This is a genomic window from Rhizohabitans arisaemae (genome assembly GCF_025996515.1).
In the GTDB taxonomy this organism is placed as follows: domain Bacteria; phylum Actinomycetota; class Actinomycetes; order Streptosporangiales; family Streptosporangiaceae; genus Rhizohabitans; species Rhizohabitans arisaemae.
Genome location: NZ_BLRH01000055.1, coordinates 12,547 through 34,716, shown reverse-complemented (window position 1 = coordinate 34,716; position 22,170 = coordinate 12,547). Strand labels below are relative to the sequence as shown.

Annotated in this window: 23 protein-coding genes; 18 read left to right on the top strand and 5 right to left on the bottom strand. The window is 70.9% G+C overall.

The features are described 5' to 3' along the window. Positions 1 to 45 precede the first annotated feature (45 nt). The 4 genes from RUR_RS26805 to RUR_RS26790 are packed head-to-tail and all read left to right on the top strand — an operon-like array spanning position 46 to position 5,028. Positions 46 to 1,200 carry a lytic transglycosylase domain-containing protein gene (locus RUR_RS26805; RefSeq protein ID WP_283137975.1) on the top strand — a complete coding sequence of 385 codons (1,155 nt, stop codon included), beginning with the start codon at positions 46 to 48 and terminating at the stop codon, positions 1,198 to 1,200. A 37-nt stretch (positions 1,201 to 1,237) separates the two neighbouring features. After that, positions 1,238 to 2,176, top strand: a complete 939-nt coding sequence (locus RUR_RS26800) for a ferrochelatase (protein ID WP_283137974.1) — start codon at positions 1,238 to 1,240, stop codon at positions 2,174 to 2,176. Between the two features lie 40 nt (positions 2,177 to 2,216). Next, a complete protein-coding gene (locus tag RUR_RS26795) occupies positions 2,217 to 4,193 on the top strand; it encodes a S9 family peptidase (protein ID WP_283137973.1) in 1,977 nt (658 codons plus the stop codon). Positions 4,194 to 4,227: 34 nt separating this feature from the next. Beyond that, positions 4,228 to 5,028, top strand: coding sequence for an inositol monophosphatase family protein (locus tag RUR_RS26790; protein ID WP_283137972.1), 801 nt, complete (start codon positions 4,228 to 4,230; stop codon positions 5,026 to 5,028). Positions 5,029 to 5,089: 61 nt separating this feature from the next. Here RUR_RS26790 and RUR_RS26785 read toward each other — a convergent pair whose 3' ends face one another. Next, positions 5,090 to 5,260, bottom strand: coding sequence for a hypothetical protein (locus RUR_RS26785; protein ID WP_283137971.1), 171 nt, complete (start codon positions 5,258 to 5,260; stop codon positions 5,090 to 5,092). A gap of 226 nt (positions 5,261 to 5,486) precedes the next feature. On the opposite strand from RUR_RS26785, the gene RUR_RS26780 reads away from it, so the two are divergent. The 6 genes from RUR_RS26780 (at position 5,487) to RUR_RS26755 (ending at position 11,012) form a co-directional block, all read left to right on the top strand. Then, positions 5,487 to 6,140, top strand: coding sequence for a response regulator transcription factor (locus RUR_RS26780; RefSeq protein WP_283137970.1), 654 nt, complete (start codon positions 5,487 to 5,489; stop codon positions 6,138 to 6,140). Further along, a complete protein-coding gene (locus RUR_RS26775) occupies positions 6,137 to 7,420 on the top strand; it encodes a sensor histidine kinase (protein WP_283137969.1) in 1,284 nt (427 codons plus the stop codon). The genes RUR_RS26780 and RUR_RS26775 overlap by 4 nt, the downstream gene beginning before the upstream one ends. A 338-nt stretch (positions 7,421 to 7,758) precedes the next feature. Further along, positions 7,759 to 8,058, top strand: coding sequence for a DUF4193 domain-containing protein (locus RUR_RS26770; RefSeq protein WP_283137968.1), 300 nt, complete (start codon positions 7,759 to 7,761; stop codon positions 8,056 to 8,058). Between the two features lie 12 nt (positions 8,059 to 8,070). Continuing rightward, on the top strand, positions 8,071 to 8,874 hold the full coding sequence (locus RUR_RS26765) for a hypothetical protein (RefSeq protein WP_283137967.1): 804 nt from the start codon (positions 8,071 to 8,073) through the stop codon (positions 8,872 to 8,874). A 64-nt stretch (positions 8,875 to 8,938) separates the two neighbouring features. After that, positions 8,939 to 10,312, top strand: a complete 1,374-nt coding sequence (locus RUR_RS26760; RefSeq protein ID WP_283137966.1) for an alpha,alpha-trehalose-phosphate synthase (UDP-forming) — start codon at positions 8,939 to 8,941, stop codon at positions 10,310 to 10,312. A 4-nt stretch (positions 10,313 to 10,316) separates the two neighbouring features. After that, on the top strand, positions 10,317 to 11,012 hold the full coding sequence (locus RUR_RS26755) for a DUF4232 domain-containing protein (RefSeq protein WP_283137965.1): 696 nt from the start codon (positions 10,317 to 10,319) through the stop codon (positions 11,010 to 11,012). On the opposite strand, the gene RUR_RS26750 is transcribed toward RUR_RS26755, so the two are convergent. Continuing rightward, positions 11,009 to 11,311 (bottom strand): DUF4235 domain-containing protein, encoded by a 303-nt coding sequence (locus RUR_RS26750; protein ID WP_283137964.1) that lies wholly within the window; start codon positions 11,309 to 11,311, stop codon positions 11,009 to 11,011. The genes RUR_RS26755 and RUR_RS26750 overlap by 4 nt on opposite strands. Positions 11,312 to 11,475: 164 nt before the next feature. On the opposite strand from RUR_RS26750, the gene RUR_RS26745 reads away from it, so the two are divergent. From RUR_RS26745 to RUR_RS26720, 6 genes are all read left to right on the top strand, one after another. Further along, complete coding sequence (locus RUR_RS26745; RefSeq protein ID WP_283137963.1) at positions 11,476 to 12,630, top strand: AI-2E family transporter; 1,155 nt, start codon at positions 11,476 to 11,478, stop codon at positions 12,628 to 12,630. Between the two features lie 75 nt (positions 12,631 to 12,705). Further along, positions 12,706 to 13,146: a dUTP diphosphatase gene (dut, locus tag RUR_RS26740; RefSeq protein WP_283137962.1), complete on the top strand. Its 441-nt coding sequence runs from the start codon at positions 12,706 to 12,708 to the stop codon at positions 13,144 to 13,146. Positions 13,147 to 13,207: 61 nt separating this feature from the next. Beyond that, on the top strand, positions 13,208 to 13,888 hold the full coding sequence (locus tag RUR_RS26735) for a DUF3710 domain-containing protein (RefSeq protein WP_283137961.1): 681 nt from the start codon (positions 13,208 to 13,210) through the stop codon (positions 13,886 to 13,888). Positions 13,889 to 13,969: 81 nt separating this feature from the next. Beyond that, on the top strand, positions 13,970 to 14,644 hold the full coding sequence (locus RUR_RS26730) for a response regulator (protein ID WP_283137960.1): 675 nt from the start codon (positions 13,970 to 13,972) through the stop codon (positions 14,642 to 14,644). Positions 14,645 to 14,905: 261 nt separating this feature from the next. Beyond that, a complete protein-coding gene (locus RUR_RS36870; protein ID WP_283137959.1) occupies positions 14,906 to 15,118 on the top strand; it encodes an OB-fold nucleic acid binding domain-containing protein in 213 nt (70 codons plus the stop codon). Next, a complete protein-coding gene (locus RUR_RS26720) occupies positions 15,115 to 15,864 on the top strand; it encodes a DUF3159 domain-containing protein (RefSeq protein WP_283137958.1) in 750 nt (249 codons plus the stop codon). Before RUR_RS36870 ends, RUR_RS26720 begins: the two co-directional genes overlap by 4 nt. 262 nt (positions 15,865 to 16,126) lie before the next feature. On the opposite strand, the gene RUR_RS26715 is transcribed toward RUR_RS26720, so the two are convergent. Continuing rightward, positions 16,127 to 16,786, bottom strand: a complete 660-nt coding sequence (locus RUR_RS26715) for a potassium channel family protein (RefSeq protein WP_283137957.1) — start codon at positions 16,784 to 16,786, stop codon at positions 16,127 to 16,129. Continuing rightward, on the bottom strand, positions 16,786 to 17,451 hold the full coding sequence (locus RUR_RS26710; protein ID WP_283137956.1) for a potassium channel family protein: 666 nt from the start codon (positions 17,449 to 17,451) through the stop codon (positions 16,786 to 16,788). The genes RUR_RS26715 and RUR_RS26710 overlap by 1 nt, the downstream gene beginning before the upstream one ends. A gap of 139 nt (positions 17,452 to 17,590) precedes the next feature. Here RUR_RS26710 and RUR_RS26705 point away from each other — a divergent pair, with 139 nt between their 5' ends. Beyond that, positions 17,591 to 19,627 carry an APC family permease gene (locus RUR_RS26705; protein ID WP_283137955.1) on the top strand — a complete coding sequence of 679 codons (2,037 nt, stop codon included), beginning with the start codon at positions 17,591 to 17,593 and terminating at the stop codon, positions 19,625 to 19,627. Next, the gene (locus RUR_RS26700) at positions 19,624 to 20,883 is read left to right on the top strand and encodes a class I SAM-dependent RNA methyltransferase (protein WP_283137954.1); all 1,260 of its coding nucleotides are present in this window, start codon (positions 19,624 to 19,626) and stop codon (positions 20,881 to 20,883) included. The genes RUR_RS26705 and RUR_RS26700 overlap by 4 nt, the downstream gene beginning before the upstream one ends. Before the next feature lie 55 nt (positions 20,884 to 20,938). On the opposite strand, the gene RUR_RS26695 is transcribed toward RUR_RS26700, so the two are convergent. Next, positions 20,939 to 22,111 (bottom strand): hypothetical protein, encoded by a 1,173-nt coding sequence (locus RUR_RS26695; RefSeq protein WP_283137953.1) that lies wholly within the window; start codon positions 22,109 to 22,111, stop codon positions 20,939 to 20,941. Positions 22,112 to 22,170: the final 59 nt, after the last annotated feature.

Below are 22,170 nucleotides of genomic sequence, written 5' to 3'. Positions count from 1 at the left end.
GGCTCCGGTGAACCAAGCGTGAGCGGGCGGGCGGGTATTCCTCCGGTGACCGGATTGCGATGGACCGTCGCGTTCACCGCGGTGGCCGCCGCCACCGTGACGGTGATCGGCGTCTCCCATCTGAGGGCGGGTGCGCCGCGACCCGTCGCGGCGTACGTCCCCTCCCCCCCGCCTCCGGCGCCCCTTCCGGTGGCGGTTCCGAGCGCGGTGCCCGCGCCCAGCCGGGCGGCGGGGGCGCCCTCGGTGACGCCGGTGCCGCCCCGCCTGATCGCGGTCACCCCCGTCCCGGTCCCGCAGGAGACCCTGCACGCGATCGCGACCCTGAAAGGCGTCTCCAAGGTCACGGCGGTCGACGGCGGTTCGGTCCGGCTGCACACCTACCGGATCAACCTGCTCGCCGTGGATCCCGCCGAGTTCCGCTCCTGGGCGCCGCCCGCGGTGGCCGCGCGCCCCGAACTCTGGAGCGCTCTCGCCCAGGGCGAGTTCATCCTGGCGGACGAGACCCGGGCGCGCCTGGGGATGCGGGTCGGCGGGGAGTACGCGGTCCACGAGCGGCGGCTGCGGGTGGGCGGCTCGGCGCCGCTGGGGATCCCCGGGGTGGACGGCCTGGTCAGCCTGGACACCGGGCGCGGGCTCGGACTGATGCGCAGTGTCGCCGTACTCGTGAACGCGCCGGTCGACCGGGTCGGGGCGCTCGGCACCGACCTGCGGCGGCTGCTGGGCGGGCGGGCGCAGGTGGTTCCGCTGGTCCCGGTCCGCCCCGCGGCCACCCCGTCCGCGCCGGGGCCGCAGGCCCCCGTACCGGCACCGGTTCGGGGTAGACCGGCGAGCTTTCTGGAGCTCTACAAGCAGTCCGCCCTGATCTGTCCGGGTCTGTCATGGAGCGTCCTGGCGGCGATCGGTCAGATCGAGAGCAACCACGGCCGCAACAACGGACCTTCCAGTGCGGGCGCCCTCGGCCCGATGCAGTTCATGCCGGGCACCTGGCGCGCGTACGGCCTCGACGGGGACGGAGACGGCAAAGCCGACGTCTGGAGCGCCTACGACGCGGTGCCCTCCGCCGCACGCTACCTGTGCGCCAACAAGGCCGGTCAGGGCGGCAAACGCCTGGAGCAGGCGGTGTGGCGGTACAACCACTCCTGGGCATATGTCCGCAAAGTGCTCAACCTCGCCGAGGCGTACGCCCGCGCCTATCCCTGAGGCCGCCACCGGCCCCCTCGTGGGGTTGGATGGGAGCATGGGAAGTTACGAGGCGTTGCTGGTCGTCTCCTTCGGCGGGCCGGAGCGCCCCGAGGACGTCCGGCCGTTCCTGGAGAACGTGGTCCGCGGCCGGAACGTCCCGGCGGCCAGGCTCGACGAGGTGGAGCGGCACTATCTGGGCTTCGGCGGGGTCAGCCCGATCAACGCGCAGTGCCGGGACCTGATCGAGGCGCTGGAGGTGGACGTCCCCGTCTACTGGGGAAACCGGAACTGGCATCCGTTCCTTGAGGACACGGTACGGCGGATGGCCGCGGACGGGGTCCGCCGGGCCGCCGCGTTTCTCACCTCGGCCTACAGCTCCTATTCGAGCTGCCGTCAGTATCTGGACGACATCGCGCGGGCCAGGGCGGCCGTGCCGGACGCGCCGGAGATCGTACGGTTGCGCCACTACTACGACCACCCGGGTTTCATCGCGGCCATGACCGACCGGGTGGCCGAGGCGCTGGCCGGGCTGCCCGAGGGGGACCGCGGGAAGGCCAGGCTCGTCTTCACCGCGCACAGCGTGCCCGTCGCGATGGCGCGGAACGCCGGTCCGGGCGGAGGGGCGTACGAGGCCCAGCTCAGGGTCGCCTCGGGGCTGGTCGCGGGGGATCGGGAATGGGATCTGGTCTGGCAGAGCCGCAGCGGCCCGCCGAGTGTGCCGTGGCTGGAGCCGGACGTCTGCGACCATCTGACCGCGCTGCACGCCGCGGGGGTCGAGGCGGTGGTGCTCGTCCCGATCGGGTTCGTCTCGGACCACATGGAGGTCGTCTACGACCTCGACGTGGAGGCGGCGGAGGTCGCGCGGCGGCTCGGCCTGCGGCTGGTCCGGGCGGGCACGGCGGGGACGCATCCCCGTTTCGTGTCAATGGTGAACGACCTGCTCAGCGAGCCGGAGCCGGTCTCTTGTGACACGAGTTGTTGTCTGTTCAGTTAAGAGCCTATGGAGGTTTGTCCGCAAAGAGTACATTGCGCGAATGAGCCCATTTAAGGATCTTCAGGAGTACATCAAGATTCCCCGAGTGTCGTCGCTGCGCATCTCACCCGATGGTTCGCGTCTGGTCTGCACCGTGCAGACGCCCCGGCAGGACGGCAGGTCCTTTGACAGCGCGTTGTGGCAGGTCAACCCTGCGGGGGACACCCCAGCGCGCAGATTGACCCGATCTGAGAAGGGAGAGTCAGCCGCCGCGTTCACCCACACCGGCGACCTGCTGTTCGTCTCCGCGCGTGGGGAGGAGGACACACCCTCGCTCTGGCTGCTCCCGGTGGACGGGGGAGAGGCCCGGCGGATCGCCTCCCGGCCCGGCGGGATCACCGGCGTGCACGCCGCGCAGGCGTCGCCCGTCGTCGTGTTCCCCTCCTCGGTGCTGCCGGGGGAGGCCGGCGGTGACGAGGCGCGCAGGAAGGCACGGAAGGACGCGGGGGTCGCGGCGATCCTGCACGAGGGCTTCCCCGTCCGGAACTGGGACGCCGACCTCGGGCCCGACCAGCCCAGGCTCTTCGCGGCGTCGCTGCCCGCCGACCCCGAGAGCGGCCTCGTCGAACCCCGGGACCTCACCCCGGACCCGGGGCGCGCGCTCGACGACGCGGCCGGCGCGCTCACCCCCGACGGGACGAGCCTGCTCACCAGCTGGGCGGTGCCAGAGGCCGGTGGCGAGATCCGCCAGGACCTGGTCGCGGTCGACGTCCGCACCGGGGAACGCCGCACCCTCGCCTCGGCGCAGGGCCACGACCACGCCTACGGCGGCCCGATCGCGATCTCCGCGGACGGCCGGTTCGCCGCCTGCCTGCGCTCCTCCCACCCCACGGAGGAGCTGCCCCCGTCGTTCGCGCTCTGGCTCGTCGACCTGGAGTCGGGAGAGGGCCGCGAGCTGGGCGAACAGATCCTCATGCAGTACGCGACGTTCGCCCGGGACCGCTCGGTCCTGTACTTCTGCGCCGACGACCACGGCCGCCGGCCCGTCTTCCGCGCCGACCTCGCCTCCGGGGAGGTGGTACGGCTGACGCCCGACGACGCCGCCTACACCGACCTGTGCGCCGGACCTGAGGCGCTGTACGCGCTGCGCTCGACCGTGGCCGAGCCGCCCGCACCGGTCCGGATCGACATGGCCACCGGCGAGGTCGTCCCGCTGCGGGGCCCCGCCGAACCCGTCGAGGTCCCGGGCACGCTCACCGAGGTGCACGCGGTCGCCGACGACGGCGCCGAGCTCCGCGCCTGGCTGGCGCTGCCCGACGGGGCGTCCGAGGCCCACCCGGTGCCGTTGATCCTCGCCGTGCACGGCGGGCCGCTCGGCAGCTGGACCGGCTGGCAGTGGCGCTGGAACCCCTGGGCCATGGCCGCCCGCGGCTACGCGGTGCTCATGCCCGACCCCTGCCTGTCCACCGGCTACGGCCCCGGGATGCTCACCCGGGGATGGGGGTCCTGGGGGCCGCGCACCTACGCCGACCTCATGGCCGTCACCGACGCCTGCGTCGTCCGGCCCGAGATCGACGCCTCCCGGACCGCCGCGATCGGCGGATCGTTCGGCGGCTACATGGCCAACTGGATCGCCGGTCACACCGACAGGTTCCGGGCGATCGTCTCCCACGCCTCGCTTTGGGACATCGACGGGTTCTACGGCACGACCGACTACGCCCTGGACTGGCACCGCGAGTACGGGTCGCCGGGCGGGCCGGGCTACGCCCGGAACGACCCCCGCCGGGCGCTCGGCGAGATCCGCACCCCCATGCTGGTGATCCACGGGGATCGGGACTACCGGGTGCCGATCTCGCAGTCCAAGCGGCTCTTCTGGGATCTGATCGCCTCGGGGGTCGAGGCGAAGTACCTCTACTTCCCGGACGAGAACCACTGGATCAACCGTCCGGGCAACATCGCCGTCTGGTACGAGACGGTGCTCGCGTTCCTCGGGACGCACGTGCTCGGGTCGCAGTGGAGGCGGCCGGAGCTGCTGTGAGGTCCGGCCGGTCGGCAGGGGACAATCGGGTGCCATGACAGTGAACACCGGGGAACTCCTGGAGCTGGCCGTCTCCGTGGCGCGCGAGGCGGGCCGGATGCTGCTCGACTCGCGTCCGGCACGGCTCGAGGTCGTCGGCACCAAATCCAGTCCGACCGACGTGGTCACCGAGATGGACCGGGCCGCGGAGAGGCTGATCCGTTCGCGGATCCTCGCGGCCCGGCCCGGCGACGCCTTCCTCGGGGAGGAGGGCGGGGCCAGCGGCGAAGGGGCCCGGGTCCGCTGGATCGTCGACCCGATCGACGGGACCGTCAACTACCTGTACGCCCTGCCCGCCTGGGCGGTCAGCATCGCCGTGGAGGTCGACGGGGAGATCGTCGCCGGGGTGGTCGACATCCCGCCGCTCGGGGAGGTCTTCACCGCCGCCAAGGGTGAAGGCGCCTATCTGGCGGGGCGGCGGCTGCGCTGCACCACGGAGGTGCCGCTCGACCGGGCGCTGGTGGCCACCGGCTTCGGCTACGAGCGGGGGCGCCGCGTGGTCCAGGCCGAGGTCCTCACCCACGTGATTCCCCGGGTCCGGGACATCCGCCGGGGCGGCTCCTGCGCGGTGGACCTGTGCTCGGTCGCGTCCGGCCGGGTGGACGGGTACTTCGAACGGGGCGCCCAGGTGTGGGACTTCGCCGCGGGCGGCCTGATCGCCGGCGAGGCGGGTGCCGTGATCGGCGGGCTGCACGGCCGCCCCGCCGGCCCGGACATGACCCTCTGCGCGTCGCCGGGGCTCTTCAAGGAGCTCCACGATCTGCTCGTCCCCCTCGACCCCGAGCGGGACGCCTGAGGCGGGGGCTGCGGCGCCGTACCCGGGTTCGGGTACGGCTCCACAACTCCGGCAGGTCCTGCTAGGCGACGCGCGGGACGTCGACGCCGTGCTCGGTGGCGAGCCTGCGCAGGTCCTCGATGTCCGCGATCAGCGTCTCAGCGAGGAAGTCGTCTCCGTTGGACTCGGCCTCCCGCAGGCCCTGGTAGGCCTGGTTGAGCCGGTCTGCGATCGTGTTGGTGAACTCGCCCATTTCACCTTCTTTCCGGGGGGACGGTATCCCTGTCATGAGGGAGAAGCGGCCCGGGTGCGCCGCCAGACGCGCCCGTGGGCTTGGATTTGCCTCTACCCATGCCGCCGGATGGTCTAAACCTGACGGTCCGCCCGGGTGCCTTACCCCGGGCTTACCGGCAATATGACAACAATGGGATGCCGTCCCCGGTGACTGGACCGGGGACCACAGGGAGGTGACCTCGAACATGCGCGTGCTCGTGGTGGAGGACGAGCGGGTGCTCGCCGACGCGATCGCCACCGGCCTGCGCCGGGAGGCCATGGCCGTCGATGTGGCCTACGACGGGGCCGGGGCACTGGAGCGGACGGGCTACATCGACTACGACGTCATCGTGCTCGACCGCGACCTGCCCAAGGTGCACGGGGACGAGGTCTGCCGCTCCCTGGTCGCCGCGCGGTCGAGCAGCCGGATCATCATGCTCACCGCCTCCGGCGACGTCGACGACAAGGTGGAGGGGCTGGACCTCGGCGCGGACGACTACCTCGCCAAGCCGTTCGCGTTCCTGGAACTCGTCGCCCGGGTCCGCGCCCTGGGCCGGCGCGCCGCCACGGCGCTGCCCCCGGTGCTGGAGCGGGCGGGGATCACCCTGGACCCGGGCCGCCGGGTGGTGCTCCGGGACGGCAGGGAGATCCAGGTGACCCGGAAGGAGTTCGCGGTCCTGGAGGAGCTGATGCGGGCCGAAGGGCTCGTGGTCAGCCAGGAGGACCTGCTGGACAAGGCGTGGGACGAGAACATCGACCCGTTCACCAACGTGGTCCGGGTGACCATGATGACCCTGCGGAAGAAGCTGGGCGACCCACCGGTCATCGAGACCGTGCCCGGCGTCGGATACCGGCTGTGACCACGCCACCGCCGTACGGCGGCCCGCCGGCCCCACCGCCCGCGCCGGACGGCGGCGCGCAGCCCGTACCGGCTGCGTCGGCGCCGAACGGGCTGCCGCGGGAGGGGGACCGGACCACCTCGCTCACCGAGACGGTCAAGAGGCTGCCCGGCCGGGTGAGTGTGCGAACCAGGCTCACCTTGACCTATGCCCTGATGTTCTTCGTGGCGGGCGCCGTGCTGCTCGGGGTGGTGTACATCCTGATCAAGCCGGCCGTGGAGGCGGGCTTGCGGTTCCGGGTGTCGTTTCCGCCGGGAATCCCCAGAGAGGTGACCGAGCTTTGGGCGAACGAGGTCGACGTCCAGCGGCAGCTTCTGATGGACGGCATCCTCAGCGGGCTGGTGAGCCGGTCGATCATCGCGCTGATCGGGGTGGGGATCCTCGCCGTCATCGTGGGCTACTTCATCGCCGACCGGGCGCTGCGCCCGCTTCAGGAGATGACCGCCACGGCGCGGCGGCTCTCGCACAGCACGCTGGCGCACGAGCGGATCAACCTGCAGGGCCCCAACGACGAGCTCAAGGAGCTGGCCGACACCTTCGACGCGATGCTCACCCGGCTCAACATCGCCTTCGACACCCAGCGCCGGTTCGTGGGGAACGCCTCGCACGAGCTGCGCACCCCGTTGGCGATCAACCGGACCGTGCTGGAGGTGGCGATCTCCGATCCGGAGGCCTCCGACGATCTGAAGGTGCTCGGGCGGACCCTGCTCGGCACCAACGCCCGCAACGAGCGGCTGATCGAGGGGCTGCTGCTGCTCGCCCGGAGTGAGCGGGAGCTCCAGGTGCGCAAGCAGGTCGACGTGCGGGAGGTCGCCGAGACCGCGATCGAGCAACTGGCGCCGTTCGCGGCGGAGAACTCCGTGACGGTCTCCCCCGAGCTCTACCAGGCGGACTCGGTGGGCGATCCGGTGCTGCTGGAGCGCTGTGCCGCCAACCTCGTGGAGAACGGGATCAAGCACAATCTGCCCGAGGGCGGCCAGGTCTGGGTGCGGGTCGGCGGCTCGGAGGGGGAGGTCCTGCTCCAGGTGTCCAACACCGGGCCGCACGTCCCCGCCTACGAGGTGGACGACCTGTTCGAGCCGTTCCGCAGGCTCAACGCCGACCGGGTGGACTCGGCGCGGGGCGCGGGGCTCGGGTTGTCCATCGTGCGTGCTGTGGTACGCGCGCATGGTGGTACGGTGACCGCCATACCGCGCCCGGGGGGCGGTCTGGTGGTGACCGTACGGCTGCCGCGCTCTTAGTCGGCCTGCCGTGTCCGTGTCCGCCACGCGGATCGCGGAGGGATACCAAGAGAAGCCCTTGGATGTGGTTGGATGTCCCCTCGGTGCCCCCAGGGCAACGTCAAAAGCTGCGATTTTCGCCATATTTGCGTAACTATGGTGGCGGTTTGACGACGTCCCGACGTGCCAGGAGGTTCAGTGTGTGTCCAGAAAGAGTGCGCATCACAGAATTTCCAGCTCGGATCGGGCACAACTTGAGCCCGTTGAGCGTTACAAGCGCGCGACGGGATCCAACCGGACATGAAAGCCGATCAGCTTAGAGAGGCACAGCAACATAGATGAGGGGGATGGAGTAAGCGATGGCTACCGACTACGACAGCCCACGCAAGACCGACGACGACCTGGGCGAGGACAGCCTCCAGGAACTCCAGGCGCGGCGGGCTGACAAGTCATCGGGCACCATCGACATCGACGAGACTGAACTCGCAGAGTCGCTGGAGCTGCCGGGTGCCGACCTGTCCAACGAGGAACTCTCCCTGCGGGTGATTCCCCGTCAGGCCGATGAGTTCACCTGCTCGAGATGCTTCCTGGTTCACCATCGGAGCCAGCTGGCATCGGACAAGGGCGGACAGCAGGTCTGCCGGGAGTGCGCGGCCTAAGGGGGAGTTTCCGTGTCACCCGACGCCGACCGTCAGCCGTCCGATGAGCCGGGACGGGACCTTGAACGCAACGAAGAGGTCGCCGAGCTCGTCGGACGGTTGTCCGGTGGCGAGGATTTGGACCGTGCCGAGCGCGGGATGCTGCTCGGTCGGCTCACCGGGGCACTGGCCGCCGGAGCACGTCAGGCGGCGACGTCCGGGGTGGGCCGCGGGCGCTGGCTCGCAGAGGTGTTCGAATCCATCGCCCCGAGAATTCCGATCCGCGATCTGCACACCCTTCAGAAGCATCACCCGGGACTCATGGGTGAGGAGCTCGCCGACAAACTGGTGAACACCGCCGCCAACGCCACCACCGGTGTCGGTGCGGTCGGCGGGGCTCTCGCCGCGGTCGAGCTCGCCGCACCGCCGCTGCTGCTGACCGTGCCCGCCCAGCTCGTCGCCGAGACACTCGTGGTCTCCGCGGTCGAGGTCAAGCTCATCGCCGAGCTGCACGAGGTCTACGGCGTCCAGGTGCCGGGCAGCCTCACCGAGCGGGCCGCCCAGTACGTCACCTCGTGGGCGCGACAGCGCGGAATCAACCCGCTCGCCCCCGGGTCGGTGACCATCGCGCTCGGGGTGGCGACCAAGACGGCGCTGCGCAACCGTCTGATGCGCACCTTGGGACGGCATCTGACCACACTCGGCCCGTTCCTCACCGGAGCCGTGGCCGGCGGGACCTTGAACCGGCTGGCGACCAGGAAACTCGCGAACGCCGTACGGCAGGATCTGCGCCGACAACGTGGCCTGACGCCCCCGCCGCGCGAGCTCCCCGAGTAGACGCCACCGGGCGCGGCCGCCCCGATCACCCCGGGTCGCGCCGCCTGCCCCTAGGGTGGATTCCGTGGGATCGAGCAGCTTTCTGATCGTCGCGAACCGGTTGCCGGTGGACCGAGTCGACGACTCCGCGTGGCGACGCAGCCCCGGCGGCCTGGTCACGGCCTTCGCCCCGCTGATGCGGCGGCGGGAGGGCGGCTGGCTCGGCTGGGCCGGCTCGGCCGACGAGAAGATCGACCCCTTCGACCACGACGGGATGCACCTCGTCCCCGTGCCGCTCTCCGCCGAGGACATCGAGCTCTACTACGAGGGGTTCTCCAACTCCACCCTCTGGCCGCTGTATCACGACGTCATCGCGCCGCCCGTCTACGATCGGACGTTCTGGGAGGCCTACCGCCGGGTCAACGAGCGGTTCGCCGAGGCCGCGGCCGAGGCCGCCGCGCCCGGCGCGGTGGTGTGGATCCAGGACTACCAGCTCCAGCTCGTGCCCGCCCTCCTCCGCGCGCTCCGGCCGGACCTGCGGATCGGGTTCTTCCTGCACATCCCCTTTCCGCCGAGTGAGCTCTTCCACCAGCTCCCGTGGCGGAAAGAGATCGTCAAAGGTCTGCTCGGCGCCGACCTGGTGGGCTTCCAGCGTCCCGGCGCGGCGTCCAACTTCAAGCGCCTGTGCCGTCGCCTGGTGGGGTACGGCTTCCAGGGAAACGCGATCTTCGCGGGGGAACGGACGGTCCGCGTCCAGTCGTTCCCGATCTCGGTGGACTTCGGGGAGCTCGACGAGCTGGTGCGCCGGCCCGAGGTCGTGGCCAGGGCCAAGCGGATCCGCGAGGAGCTGGGAGATCCCGGGAAGATCCTGCTCGGCGTGGACCGCCTGGACTACACCAAGGGCATCGGCCAGCGGCTCGGCGCCTTCGGCGAGCTGCTCGCCGAAGGCTCGATCGAGCCGGGGGACGCGGTCCTGGTGCAGATCGCCACCCCGAGCCGGGAGCAGGTGGAGCAGTATCGTCTGCTCCGGGACGACATCGAGCTGCAGGTGGGGAGGATCAACGGCGAGCACGGCCTCCTCGGCGCGCAGCCCGTGCGGTACATGCACTCCTCCTACGGCCGGGAGGAGCTGGCCGCCCTCTACCTCGCCGCCGACGTCATGGTGGTGACCCCGCTGCGGGACGGGATGAACCTGGTGGCCAAGGAGTACGTCGCCTGCCGCCGGGACCTGCGGGGCGCCTTGGTGCTCAGCGAGTTCGCCGGCGCCGCCGACGAGCTGCGCCAGGCCTTCCTCGTCAACCCGTACGACATCGACGGGATGAAGAACGTGCTCCTCGCCGCGATGCACGCCGAACCGGGGGACCTCATGCGTAGGATGCGGGCGATGCGCCGACGCGTGTCGCTGCATGACGTCGACCGTTGGGCGACGGGATTCCTGTCGGCTCTGGAAGGGGCGTGAGGCGATGTCCGCCGGCGGTGCGAAGGGCGTCCCGTCCCGCTCGTCCGGGAGCGCGGGCGTGGCGTGGCGGGCCGCCTCCCTGCCGTGTCTCGCGGCGTTGAGCCTGCTCGTCACCTCGTGCGGCTCGGGCCCGGTCGGCCCGGCCCTCCTGGCCGGGGATCCTCGGCCGCTCACCTCGTCGGCGGGCCTGTTCCCGGGGGCGTCCGATCCGGTGGCCACCCCGCCGCAGAAGCCCGCGATCACCGGGAAGGCCACGGTCCAGCCGCCGGAGCCCGGCACCGTCGAACGGTGCCGGACCGACATGCTGACGACGCGGTCCTTTCCAAGCGAGAAGTTCGGGGAGGACGGGCGCTCCGCGCAGATCCGCTTCCAGAACAAGGGCCCGGCCCCCTGCTGGGTCTACGGGTACGTCGGCCTGACGGCGATCGACGCGGACGGCAACGCGCTGCGGACCGAGACGGTCCGGGAGCGGCAGGAAACCCGGGCCCGGGTCATCCTGGAGCCGGGGGGAGCGGGGGAAGCCTGGCTCCGGGTGCGATGGGCCGTCGTCCCCGCCGCCGGGGAGGAACCCTGCCCGCGCGCGGTCGGTCTCCTGATCATTCCCCCGGACGAGACGGTACAGGTACGGGCGGCCTTCGACGGGCAGATCTGTCAGCGGGGCCGGATGGTCGTCACCCCGCTGACACAACGGCCGCTCTAAGCGGTCGCCCCCCGGTTCGCGGTGTCGGCGGCCCGGCTCGCCCAGGTTCTGTAGCGCTTGTTCGCGGCGCGGGTCGCCAGGATCCGGGCGACCTCCATCCCGACGCCCATCACCACGGCGAAGCCGATCGCCTCGGTCAGGCGGATCTCCGGGTCGTCGGGATTGGCCGGCGGCTTCTTGCCGGTGACCTTCTCCCAGCCGAAAACGATGGCCTTGCGCGCGGCGTAGCCGGCCACCATCGCGGCCACGCCGCCGACCAGCCGCCAGCCGACGTCTGGCTTCTCCGCCTTGTCCGGCATGAGATCTCCTGTGGGTGAGACGCTTCCTTACCACCAGTCTCCCTCATCACCGTGCGGCACGTGGCGGCCCGGGCGGTGTGCCGCACGCGATCGGCGGGCGTGTCATGCGAATCGAGGCCGCCATCCGCGCGTTCGGGCCGGGAACGTGCCAGTCTGGATACGTGATGCCAGATCAAGAACGCCGCTCGTCGCTTGTTCCCCCCGTGCTCGCGACCATGGCGGCTTGGGGCTGGCGGCTGCTCGTCCTCGGCGCGGTGGTCTACTACCTCCTCAACGTCATCTCGATCCTCAAGTTCGTCTTCCTCTCCTGCGCGATCGGCCTGCTGCTCACCGGGCTCCTCTACCCGCTGTTCAGCCGGCTCCGCCGGATCGGCCTCGGGCCCATGGCCGCGACCTGGCTCTCGCTGCTCACCGCGTTCGTGGTGATCATCGGGACCGGGGTGCTGATCGGGGTCCGGGCCAACGAGGAGTTCCCCCAGCTCGCCAGGCAGGTGCAGAAGACGGGTGAGGACATCCAGGGCTGGCTCACCGCCGGGCCGTTCCACCTGAAGGAGGCTCAGCTCCAGCAGTGGTTCGCGCAGCTGGCCAAGCAGTTCGAGCAGCCCGGGATCGCGGGTCAGCTGCTGACCGGCGCGACCGTCGCGGTCGAGGTGCTGGCGAGCATCATCCTGGTGCTGTTCATCACGTTCTTCCTGCTCAAGGATGGCGCGGGGATCTGGAAGTGGTTCCTCAAGGCGTTCGGGCGCGTCGCACCCCGGGTCGACCGGGCCGGCCGGGTCGCCTGGCGGACCCTGTCCAGCTATGTGCAGGGCACGGTCGCGGTGGCGGCGATCCACGGCGTGGCGATGGCGATCGTCCTGGTGGTCATGGGAGTGCCGCTCTGGGCGCCGCTGGCGGTCCTCATCTTCCTGGCGAGCTTCATCCCGGTGGTGGGCATCCTGTTCGCCGGCGGCCTCGCCTCGTTGATCGTGCTGAGCGCCAAGGGGTGGATCCTCGCCCTGGTCTTCGTCGGCATCCTCATCATCGAGCAGCAGATCGAGAACCATCTGCTTCAGCCGCTGGTGGTGGGCCGGGCCGTCCGCTTCCACCCGCTGGCGATCATTCTCGTGCTGGCGATCGGCGGCACCCTGGCCGGCATCCCCGGAGCCGCCGTGGCCGTACCGGTGGCCGCGGTCATCTACCGGGCGCTGCCCGAGTTGCGCCCGGAGCGCCCGGGGCCCAAACCGCCCGCGCCGCCCGCCGCCGAGCCGGGCCCGCCCAAGGGCGGGCCCAAGGCCGCCGCCAAGGCCGTATCCTCGGAACCCGGCGACGCGATGTGATCTGTGGCGGAGTCACCGGGGCCCAGTCGGCGCGCAGGCGGTAGGGTCGGCCCTCGTGACTGTTGAGGTGAACCTGTGAACACCGTTGAGGTATTGATTCACCGGCTCGACACCGGGCTGCCGCTGCCGGGTTACGCCCACCCCGGGGACGCCGGAGCCGATCTCTACGCGGCGTGCGACGTGGAGCTGGCGCCCGGCGAGCGGGCCGTCGTGCCGACCGGGGTGGCGATCGCGCTTCCCGACGGATACGCCGCGTTCGTGCATCCGAGGTCCGGGCTCGCCGCCCGCCTGGGGGTTACCCTGGTCAACGCGCCGGGCACCGTGGACGCCGGATACCGCGGGGAGATCAAGGTCACGCTGCTCAACACCGATCTCAAGGAGCCGGTACGGCTCGCGCGGGGCGATCGCATCGCCCAGTTGGTGTTCCAGCGGGTCGAGCGGGCCAGGTTCCACGAGGTCGACCGGCTGCCCGGTTCGGTGCGAGGCACGGACGGGTTCGGATCCACCGGACCATGAGAGACCCCGGCGCCCCGCGGTCGTCCGCAGGGCGCCCTTGAGGAGCAAGGAGCGTGAGGTAGTGTTCCGACGTCGCCGTCGTGAGGAGCCCGGCGAGGAGATCGTCGAGCCCGCGGAGCAGGAGGGTGCCGCCCCCGGGCGGACCCAGGGTCCGTGGGACGAGGCCGACGACGTGCCCGAGCACGACCGGATCGATCTGGGCGGGATGCGGGTGCCGATCTCGCAGGACTTCGAGGTCCAGGTCAACCTCGCCGAGGACCAGGTCGTCGCCGCCACGGTGCTGACCGGGGAGAGCGCGCTCCAGATCCAGGCGTTCGCCGCGCCGAAGAAGAGCGGGATCTGGGACGACCTGCGCAGGGAGATCGCCGACGAGGTGGCCTCCTCGGGCGGGACGACGGAGGAGGCGGAGGGGCCGTTCGGCGCCGAGCTGGAGGCGAGGATCCCGGTCGAGGACGCCGGCGAGCAGGCGGTGCGCTTCCTGGGCGTGGACGGCCCGCGGTGGTTCCTGCGGGGCGTGATCAGCGGTAAGGCGGCGCTGGACCGGGAGGCCGCGGCCCTGCTGGAGGACGCCTTCGCCGGGGTTGTGGTGGTCCGGGGCGCCCAGCCGATGGCGCCCAAGGAGCTCATCGGCCTGCGGCTGCCCACCGAGGCGCTCCAGGCGCTGGAGGAGCACAACGCCCAGCAGAACCGGGCCAAGCTCAACCCGTTCGAGCGGGGGCCCGAGATCACCGAGATCCGCTGATCGTCGTGGTCGGCTCCCCCGTGGGCGGCGGGGGAGTGCTCGGTGTCCGCGGTGCTCCGCCCGGCTGCAGGAGGGGTTTCGATGACGCGTGTCCTGGTGGTGGACGACGAACCGCAGATGATCCGGGCGCTCAGTATCAATCTGCGCAGCCGCGGATACGAGGTGGACGCGGCCCGGGACGGCCGGACCGCGTTGGAGCTGGCGGCCTCCCACCATCCCGACGTGGTCATCCTCGATCTAGGCTTGCCCGACATTTCGGGTTTTGAGGTGTTGCGCGGGCTGCGGGGATGGACCTCCGTCCCGGTGATCGTGCTGTCGGCCCGGCACGGCTCGTACGAGAAGGTCGAGGCGCTCGACGCGGGCGCCGACGACTACGTCACCAAGCCCTTCGGCATGGACGAGCTGATGGCGAGGATCCGGGCGGCCGTGCGGCGGGGCGTCCCGGCCTCGGAGACCCCCGTCGTGCAGACCGCGGCGTTCTCCGTCGACCTCGCGGCGCGGCGGGTGACCCGGGAGGGGCACGACGTACGGCTGACGCCGACGGAGTGGGCGATCCTTGAGCTTCTCGTGCGAAACCCCGGGCGGCTGGTGAGCCAGCGGCAGGTGCTGCAGGAGGTGTGGGGACCCGCCTACGGTAACGAGACGAACTATCTGCGGGTCTACATGGCCCAGCTCCGCCGCAAGCTCGAACCGGATCCCTCGCACCCCCGGCATCTGATCACCGAGCCCGGAATGGGCTATCGATTCGAGCCCTGATCTCGGTTTTCTGGCTGTTTCGTGGTTTGCGTGACACACGTGTTGATGTGACGGCTCATGCCATAGTCTGGAAGCATCATGAGTGCTCAGTCAGATCCCCCTAAACAGGGCGGATGGCGTGGATTTCTCAGACGGCTGACCTCGAGCCAAGCGGAGCTGGAGGCCGCTGAACTCCAGGAAGACACCGATCGCGCGGGAGCCACGCCCATCGCCTCCTGTGGTGTACGGCAACGGTCGTGTGTGGCCGGTACTCTTCGGACCGTGACCCTACGTCCTCGCGGCGGCGCGCCCGCCCTGGAAGCCGAACTCTACGACGGCACAGACGTGATCGACCTCGTCTGGCTCGGCCGTCGCCGGATCGCCGGGATCGAACCCGGTCGGATGATCCGGGCCGAAGGCCTGATCAGCGTTCAGGACGGCCGCAAGGTGATGTTCAACCCGAGATACGAGCTGCGTGGGGTGAAGGGCGAATGACCGAGTCCGTCGCCGGTGCCGGAGCGGCGTCCGGTCAAGGCCCCGGCAAGCCCGGACAGGCCACCGAATCCCCCGAAGAGAAGGTCCTGGCGCACGACACCGTGGAGACGGTGGTGCGGGCCCAGCTCGCCAAGGCGCTCGGCGGTGTCCGGGGGATCGTCGAGGCGGCGGTGCCGACCCTCATGTTCGCCGGGAGCTGGCTCCTCACCAAAGACCTGAAACTCTCCCTCATCATCGGGGCGGCCGGCGCGCTGGTCCTTCTGGCGGTCCGGATCGTGCAGCGGTCGACCCCCCAGTTCGTGATCAACAGCTTGATCGGCATCGCCATCGCGGCGTTCTTCGCGCTCCGCTCCGGCCGGGCCGAGGACGCCTTCCTGCCCGGGATCCTCTACAACGCCGCCTACGCGGCCGGGCTCACCCTGTCCATCCTGGTGCGCTGGCCGCTGATGGGCTTCCTGATCGGCTCGGTTACCGGCGATCCCACCGGCTGGCGGTCCGACCCCGGAATCGTCAAGCTCTGCTCCAAGCTCACCTGGCTGCTGGCGATCCCGTGCTTCCTGCGGGTCCTGGTCCAGTACCCGATCTACCTGGCCGCCGGTCCCGGCTGGGAGGCGGGCGTCGCCATCCTCGCCGGAGCCAAGATCGCCCTCGGCTGGCCGCTCCAGGTGGCCGCCTTCGGCGCGATGGCCTGGCTGCTCGCCCGCGGCCGTACCCCCATCGCCGGCACCGCCACCCCCTCGACCTGAGCGGCTGCTTTCCAGGCTGTGACCCTTGCCCCTGATGTGTACATGTACCTAGCGGCGAGGTGGTGTCCTGTCCCGATCGGGCACGAGATTGAACACCGCCGCGTTGCGCGGGCAGGCAACCATGAGCCTCTCAGGGCCTGGAGCCGCATGGCACATCGTGCACCGCAGAGCGGTCTTGCGCGGACGGCGCGGGACGGCCGGTGAGTGGCGCAGCCCGTACAGGCCCGGGGTCGTGGCGCCCGGGCCTGTGGGGTGGGGTCGGTCAGCGGGGGGAGAGGAGGTTGGCCAGTTCGTCTTCGACCGCCTGGTTGGCGACGAAGAGGAGCTCGTCTCCGGCCTCCAGGGGGTCGTCGGCCGTCGGGACGAGCACCCGTCCCTCCCGGAGGATGGCCACCAGGGCGGAGTCGCGCGGCCACGGGACCGAGCCGGCCCGCTGACCCACCACGGGGGCGTCCTCGGGCAGGGTGAGCTCGACGAGGTTCGCCTCGCCCTGGCGGAACGTCATCAGCCGGACCAGGTCCCCGACGGAGACCGCCTCCTCCACGAGCGCGGAGAGCAGCCGCGGGGTCGAGACGGCCACGTCCACACCCCAGGACTCGTTGAAGAGCCACTCGTTCTTCGGGTGGTTGATCCGGGCGACCACGCGGGGCACGCCGTACTCGGTCTTGGCCAGCAGGGAGACGACCAGGTTGACCTTGTCGTCCCCGCTGGAGGCGATGACGACGTGGCACTGGTTGAGCCCGGCCTCGTCCAGGGAGGAGATCTCGCAGGCGTCGGCGAGCAGCCATTCGGCCCTGGGGACGGAGTCGATCTTGATGGCCGCCGGGTCCTTGTCGATCAGCAGGACCTCGTGGCCGTTCTCCAGGAGCTCGACGGCGATGGACCGGCCGACGGCACCCGCGCCGGCGATGGCGACGCGCATCAGTGGCCCCCCTCGTATTTGGCGGAGAGCAGCTCGATGATGCGCTCCAGGTCGGATTCGACGGCCATGACGTGGAGGATGTCCCCGTCCTGGACGACGCTCTCGGAGTCGGGGATCAAGGCTTCGCCCATGCGGTTGATGAAGGCGACCCGGGCGTCGGAATGCTCCTCGACCCGGCTCACGTCGGTGCCGATCCAGCTCGGCTCCACGGTGACCTCGGCGAGGACGACCGTGCCGGTCGGGTCCCGCCACAGCGGCTCGGCCCCCTCGGGCAGGACCCGGCGCAGGATCTGGTCGGCGGTCCAGCGTACGGTGGCCACCGTCGGGATGCCGAGGCGCTGGTAGACCTCGGCCCGGCGCGAGTCGTAGATCCGCGCCACCACGTTCTCCACGCCGAAGGTCTCCCGGGCCACCCGGGCGGAGATGATGTTGGAGTTGTCTCCGCTGCTCACCGCGACGAACGCGCTGGCGTTCTCCACTCCGGCGTCGACGAGTACATCCCGGTCGAAACCTATGCCGGTCACGCGGCGTCCGCGGAAACCCGCCCGCAGGCGCCGGAACGCCGACGGGTCGCGGTCGATGATCGCCACGGAGTGACCGTTGTCCTCCAGGATGTGGGCCAGCGTCGAGCCGACGCGCCCGCATCCCATGATTACGATATGCACGGCCGTCCTTTCGCACCTCAGGGTCCGCCGCAGACTACACGCTCGTCTGTCTACTCTTACCGCATCTCTGACCGCATCGATTCGGCATCGTGTGTGCCGATGCCGTGCCGAGCGTCCGGCCCGACTAGCATCGTGAGTCGTGTCCAAGGTGACGGATCTTGTTAAACGGGTGGTTCTGGGGCGGGCGCTGCGCAGCACCCAGCTCCACGATCAACTGCTGCCCAAACGCATCGCGCTCCCGGTGTTCGCCAGCGACGCGCTTTCCTCGGTGGCGTACGCCCCGCAGGAGATTCTCGTCATCCTCTCGATCGCCGGGGTCACCCTCTTCCACTACAGCCCGTGGGTGGCGGCCGGGGTCGTCGTGATCATGTTGACCGTGGTCGCCTCCTACCGGCAGAACGTGCACGCCTACCCCAGCGGGGGCGGCGACTACGAGATCGCCAACGAGAACCTGGGCAAGAACGCCGGTCTGACCGTGGCCAGCGCGCTCCTGGTGGACTACGTCCTCACGGTCGCGGTGTCGGTCGCCAACGGGGTCGACTACGTGGGCGCGGCGATTCCGTTCGTGGCGGAGAACAAGCCGCTGGTCGCGATCGGCATCGTCGTCCTGCTCACCCTGATGAACCTCCGCGGGATCCGCGAGTCCGGGATGGCCTTCGCGTTCCCGACCTACGCGTTCATGGTGGCCGTGATCGGCATGATCCTCTGGGGCTTCTTCAAGCTCTTCGTCCTGGGGGAGGAGCTGGTCGCGCCGACCAAGGACTACGACATCGTGCCCCAGGAGACAGGACTGGAAGGCCTGGCCGTGGCGCTCCTGGTGCTCCGGGCCTTCTCCTCGGGGTGCGCGGCGCTCACCGGCGTCGAGGCGATCAGCAACGGGGTGCCCGCGTTCCGCAAGCCCAAGAGCAAGAACGCGGCGACCACCCTGCTGCTCATGGGTGTGCTCGCCGTCACGATGTTCTCCGGCATCATCACGCTGGGCCTGGCCTCCGGGGTGAAGGTGACCGAGCCCACCCACGCGGCCACCGACATCCTGATCAACGGGCAGCCCGCCGGTCCCGACTACTACCAGCAGCCGATCATCGCCCAGGTCGCCTCGGCCGTCTTCGGCGACGGCACCGTGCTCTTCTTCGTGATCGCCGCGGTGACCGCGCTCATCCTCTTCCTCGCGGCCAACACCGCCTTCAACGGATTCCCGGTGCTCGGCTCGATCCTGGCGCAGGACCGCTACCTCCCCCGCCAGCTGCACACCCGGGGCGACCGGCTTGCCTTCTCCAACGGCATCGTCATGCTGGCGGCCTTCGCCTGCCTGCTCATCTGGGTGTTCGACGCCGACGTGAGCAAACTCCTCAACCTGTACATCGTGGGGGTGTTCGTCTCCTTCACCCTCAGCCAGACCGGTATGGTCCGGCACTGGACCAGGCTGCTGCGGACCGAGACCGACGCCAAGGAACGCCACCGGATGATGCGGATCCGGTTGATCAACGGGTTCGGCGCGCTGATGACCGGTCTGGTGCTCGTGGTGGTGCTGATCACCAAGTTCATCCCCGGCGCGTGGATCGTCTGCATCGCCATGCCGATGCTCTTCCTCATGATGAAGGGGATCAACCGCCACTACACCCAGGTGTCGGTGGAGCTGGAGGTGCCCGCGGAGGAGGACGACACCATGCTCCCGGCCCGCACACACGCGATCGTGCTCGTCTCCAAGGTGCACAAGCCCACCATGCGGGCCCTCGCCTACGCACGGGCGACCAGGCCCTCCACCCTGGAGGCCATCTCCGTCGCGGTGGACCACGAGGAGTCGCGCGCGCTGCAGGAGGAGTGGGACCGCCGGGGAGTCCCCGTCCCCTTGAAGATCCTGGCCTCGCCGTACCGGGAGATCACCAAACCGATCCTGGACTACGTCAAGTCGGTACGGCGCCGATCGCCCCGGGACGTGGTCGCCGTCTACATCCCCGAGTACGTCGTGGGACACTGGTGGGAGCATCTGCTCCACAACCAGAGTGCCCTGCGGCTGAAGGGACGTCTCCTCTTCACGCCCGGCATCATGGTGATCAGTGTGCCGTGGCAGCTCGCCTCGTCGGACCGGCTCAAGGGCCGTCCCGAGCCGTTAGCGCCGGGGGCAGTTCGCAGGCCGTACGGCGAGACGCGTACCGAGGAGCGAGTAAACCGATGATCGAGCTTGAGGTTGGACCCGTCGCGAACGGGGGCTGGTGTGTCGCGCGCCACGAGGGACAGGTGGTGTTCGTCCGGCACACCCTCCCCGGCGAGCGGGTGCTGGCCGAGATCCTGGACGAGCCGGACGCGGAAACGGGCCGCGCGCCCCGCTTCCTCCGCGCGGACGCCGTGGAGATCCTCCGGCCGTCCCCCGACCGGGTGGTCGCGCCCTGCCCGTTCAGCGGCCCCGGGCGGTGCGGCGGCTGCGACTGGCAGCACGTCGCGCTCCCGGCCCAGCGGGGGCTGAAGGCCGCCGTGGTGGAGGAGCAGCTCAAGCGGCTGGCCCATCTCGACTGGAAGGTCGTCGTGGAGGAGGTGCCCGGGGCGCCCGAAGGACTCGGGTGGCGGACCCGGGTCCAGTTCGCGGTACGGCCGGACGGCGTGGTCGGCCTCCGGCGGCACCGGTCCCACACGGTCGAGCCCGTCGACGAGTGCATGATCGCCCACGACGAGGTCGAGGCGGTCGGCGTGGAACGCCGGCGGTGGCGCGGCGCGGCGACGGTCGAGGTGATCGCGTCCTCGACGGGGGATCGGGCCGTGGTGGTCAACCCCAAGGGCCGGCGCCAGGTCACCCTGCCGCAGCTCGACGCCGAGGCCGCCGTCCTCGTCGACGAGGGGCGCGGCAGGGTCAGTCAGGTCCGGGGGCGCGGATCCGTCGTCGAGACGGTGGCCGGCCGGTCGTTCCGGGTCAGCGGCATCGGCTTCTGGCAGGTTCACCCCGGCGCGGCGGCGACCCTCCGGGAGGCGCTCCTTGCCATGGGACAGCTCCAGGAGGGGGAGACCGCGCTGGACCTGTACTGCGGGGCCGGGCTGTTCACCGCGGCGCTCGCCGAGGCCGTCGGTTCCACCGGGCGCGTGACGGGGGTCGAGTCGGATCCCGCCGCCGTCCGGGACGCCAAGCACAATCTGCGTGACCTTCCCCAGGTCCGGATCGAACGCGGCAGGGTGGAGGACTCCCTCGCGGCGCGGGAGGAGGGCTCGGCCGATCTCATCGTGGCGGACCCGCCCCGGGCCGGGCTGGGCCGCACGGTGGTGGACGGGATCGCCCGGATCGCCCCCGGCCGGATCGTCTACATCTCCTGCGACCCGGCGACCCTCGCCCGCGACCTCGCCTGGTTCGCCGAGCGCGGCTACCCGCTCGCCGACCTCAGGGCCTTCGACGCCTTCCCCATGACCCACCACGTCGAATGCGTGGCGCTGCTGAGGCGGGGCTGAGAGACCGGTACCGCGGTCGCGGGGACGCCCCCGCGCCGCGGTGCCGTGGCCCGGGTCAGCGGCGGGTGAGGGTCCAGTCGCCGTCGGCGCGTACGGTGAGGTACTCGGTGCCCGCGGGCACGGTGACGTCGCCGGTGTGATTGCCGGTCGCGGTGAGCAGGACGCTCTGCTCGGCGCCGCCGGAAAGGACGAACTCGCGCGTGCCCGTGTGGGCGACCGCCAGGGTGACCTGGGTCGTGGTCGCCGGGCTGATCCGGACGACGTCGTCCCCCCGGCCGGTCAGCGAGGTCCCCGTGAAGGTCCGGGCCGAGTCGAGGGGCTTGACGGTGATCTTCCAGGCGCCGTCGGCGCGGATGTTGAGGGAGCCGGGGAGCGCGGGTCCGGTCGCCTTCACCGGGCGGGTGCCCGAGTAGGAACCGGTGGCGCTGACCAGCAGGTCCTGCTTGCCGCCGCTCGCGTTGAGCGTGTGCACGGTGAAGTTCTGCGAGCCGTCGTGGGTGAGGGCCAGCAGGGACGGGCCGGTCAGCTGGATTTGGACGACCTTGTCGCCGCGGCCTTCGTGGACGGCGGCCTGGCCGGGCGTGGGGGTGGGAGTGGTGGTCGGGGTGGCGGACGGCGACGGTGTCGGGGTCGGGGTCGGGGCCGGGCTGCGGGGCGGGGTGGGAGTGGTGCGCGCTGGCGTGGGCGTGGGTGTGGGCGTGACGGGTGCCGGGGTGGTGACCGCCGGTGGGGTGTACGGCGGGGGAGTCGGGGTGTACACCGGCGCCGGGGTGGGCGTGGGTGTGGCCGCCGGGACGGCCGGCTCGTCGGTCCAGAGGGAGTCGTCGGCGTAGGTGGTCGGCCCCGGGATCGGGGCCAGCTTCTCCTGCTGGGCGACGGGGGTCACCGACGAGGCGGCGGCGACGACCATCGAGCCGAGCAGGACGAGCAGGGCGACGACGGGCGCGACGGAGAGCGCGATCCTGAGTTCGCGGGACAGGGCCCGGTACGGCTTGCGCGGGGTCGGCGCGGGTTCCGCCGGCGGCGCCGGGTTCGGCGGCTCGAAGGCCGCGTCCAGCAGCAGGGTGTCCGATACCGGCTCGGGCCCCGCGGGCTCCTCGTCGTCCTCGATCCAGAACCGCCAGCCGGGGGGCTCCGGCGGCCAGTCGGGATCCGGGCGCCAGCCCGGTGGCGGCTCCCAGCCCGGTGGTGGGGTGGGCCAGCCCGGTGCCGGATTGAATCTGGCCATGGTGCGTGGCACTCCTCGCCGACAGAGTGATCCCCTGGAGGCCCGCCTGCCGGGACACT